This window comes from Nonomuraea turkmeniaca (assembly GCF_005889735.1).
GTDB classification, from domain to species: domain Bacteria; phylum Actinomycetota; class Actinomycetes; order Streptosporangiales; family Streptosporangiaceae; genus Nonomuraea; species Nonomuraea turkmeniaca.
In genome coordinates this window covers 1-2,449 of record NZ_VCKY01000489.1, presented here as the reverse complement: position 1 = coordinate 2,449, position 2,449 = coordinate 1, and the positions used below count along the sequence as shown (strand labels likewise).

At 68.2% G+C, this 2,449-nt stretch carries 1 protein-coding gene and 2 pseudogenes; all 3 read right to left on the bottom strand.

The genetic code is table 11. The annotated features are described in order from the left end of the window. Positions 1–402, bottom strand: a pseudogene (locus tag ETD86_RS53905) (tyrosine-type recombinase/integrase); the annotation flags it as partial. A 91-nt stretch (positions 403–493) separates the two neighbouring features. After that, positions 494–2,023, bottom strand: coding sequence for a helix-turn-helix domain-containing protein (locus ETD86_RS53900; RefSeq protein ID WP_138674316.1), 1,530 nt, complete (start codon positions 2,021–2,023; stop codon positions 494–496). A gap of 16 nt (positions 2,024–2,039) precedes the next feature. Further along, positions 2,040–2,449: pseudogene (locus ETD86_RS56530) on the bottom strand (hypothetical protein); the annotation flags it as partial.

The window sequence follows — 2,449 nt, the reverse complement described above, 5'->3', positions numbered from 1 at the left end:
CTCCTTGGCCGTCACCGTCGAGGCCGTCATCGGGTTGATCTGCACCCACCCCGCCAGCGCCGCATGCTTGAACAACGCCGAAATCGACCGCCGGAACCGCGCCTGCGACGACGCCGACTGCCCGCCCCCCTCCGCCGGCCGGCCACCCTCGGAACCCGCCCGGGACCGGCGCCCATCCGGCTTACGCGCGAACGCCAGCAACACCGCGTCCACGTCCTGGCCCGTCAGATCATCCAGCACCACCCCGGCACCGGCCAGCTCCACCAGCGTCGCCACATCCCGCGCATACACCTCCGCCGTCGACGCCGACAGCGCCCCCGTCAACGTCCGGGCCCGCACCAGCTCCACATAACGATCCGCCGCCTCGGCCACCGTCAACCGCTCGAGCTCCGCAGGCCGCACCCCCGGCCACCCCTCTCCACCTCGGCAAGATCCCGCCACGTACGGTAGCGGCCCTCACCGACAGAAAACGCCCCGGCCCGGGGGAGCGACGTCAGATGTCGCGGAACGTCTCGATGCGCGCCCCCAACGCGTTCAGCCGCTCCGCCAGATCCTCATACCCCCGGTTGATCACGTACACGTTCCGCAACACCGACGTGCCCTCACCCGCCATCATCGCCAGCAGCACCACCACCGCCGGCCGCAGCGCCGGCGGACACATCATCTCCGCGCTGCGCCACCGCGTCGGCCCCTCCACCAGCACCCGATGCGGATCCAGCAGCTTCACCGACGCCCCCAGCCGCGTCAGCTCCGTCAAATAGATCGCCCGGTTGTCATACACCCAGTCGTGAATCAGCGTCGACCCCTGCGCCGACGCCGCGATCGCCGCGAAGAACGGCACGTTGTCGATGTTCAGCCCCGGGAACGGCATCGGATGGATCTTGTCGATGGGGGAGACCAGCTTCGACGGCCGCACCGTCAAATCCACCAGCCGCGTACGCCCATTCGCCGCCGCGTACTCCTGCCCCCGGTCGTGATCGAGCCCCATCTCCTCCAGCACGGCCAGCTCGATCTCCAGGAACTCCACCGGCACCCGGCAGATCGTCAGCTCCGACGACGTCACCACCGCCGCCGCCAGCAGGCTCATCGCCTCCACCGGATCCTCAGAGGGGGAGTAGTCGACATCCCGCTCGATCACCGGCAGCCCGTGCACCGTCAGCGTCGTCGTGCCGATCCCCTCCACCCGCACCCCGAGCTGCTCCAGGAAGAAGCACAGATCCTGCACCATGTAATTCGACGAGGCGTTACGGATCACCGTCACCCCGTCGTGCCGGGCCGCCGCCAGCAACGCGTTCTCCGTCACCGTGTCGCCCCGCTCGGTCAGCACGATCGGCCGCGACGGCGACACCTCCCGGTCCACCCGCGCGTGATAGAACCCGCCCGTCGCCGTGATGTCCAGCCCGAAATGCTTCAGCGCCGACATGTGCGGCTGCACCGTACGCGTCCCCAGGTCACAACCCCCCGCGTACGGGATCTGGAACCGCTCCGTACGATGCATCAACGGCCCCAGAAACATGATCACGCTCCGGGTACGGCGCGCCGCCTCGGTGTCCATCGCCTCCAGCTCCAACCGGGCCGGAGGCACGATCTCCAGATCGCTGCCCTCGTTGATCCACCGCGCCCGCACCCCGACCGACGCGAGCACCTCCAGGATCCGGTACACCTCCTCGATCCGCGCCACCTTCCGCAAGATCGTCCGCCCCGAGTTCAGCAACGACGCGCACAACAACGCCACGCACGCGTTCTTCGACGTCTTCACATCGATGCTGCCCGACAAGCGGCGACCACCCACCACCCGCAGATGCATCGGACCCGCATAACCCAGCGACACGATCTCACTGTCGAGCGCCTCACCGATCCGGGCGATCATCTCAAGACTGATGTTCTGGTTGCCGCGTTCGATCCGGTTCACCGCACTCTGCGACGTCGCCAGCGCATCCGCCAACTGCAGCTGCGTCCAACCACGATGCTGCCGCGCATCCCGGATCAGCCGGCCGATCCGCACAAGGTAATCATCTGCCACAACAGCAGACCATATCTCACATATGAGATGCACTCGCGTCTGCAGCGGCCGACGCGCCGGACAATTCCCGATGACGCGCCAAATGCGCCGGAGTCGCCACCGGCCGCTCCTTACGCACGAACGCCCGACGCGCCGCCCGGAACCCACCCCGATCGTCGAACATGTCCCGGCTCATCTCCGCCAACTCCTCGGCACGGTACGCATCCAACGGCTTACGCCGCTCATCAGTCTCCCGCGCCTGCCGGCGCCCCGCCAGCAACCGATCATACGAAGGATCCGCCGCCAACCGCTCAGCATACTCCAGCACCCGCCGCTCGAACTCCAACCGCGTCCCACCCAGCATCCGATCCGCCAGCCCCAGCTCCACCGCCTCCGCCGCACCCACCGGCAACGCCTCCTGCGTCAACCGCGACGCCTGCTCCACCC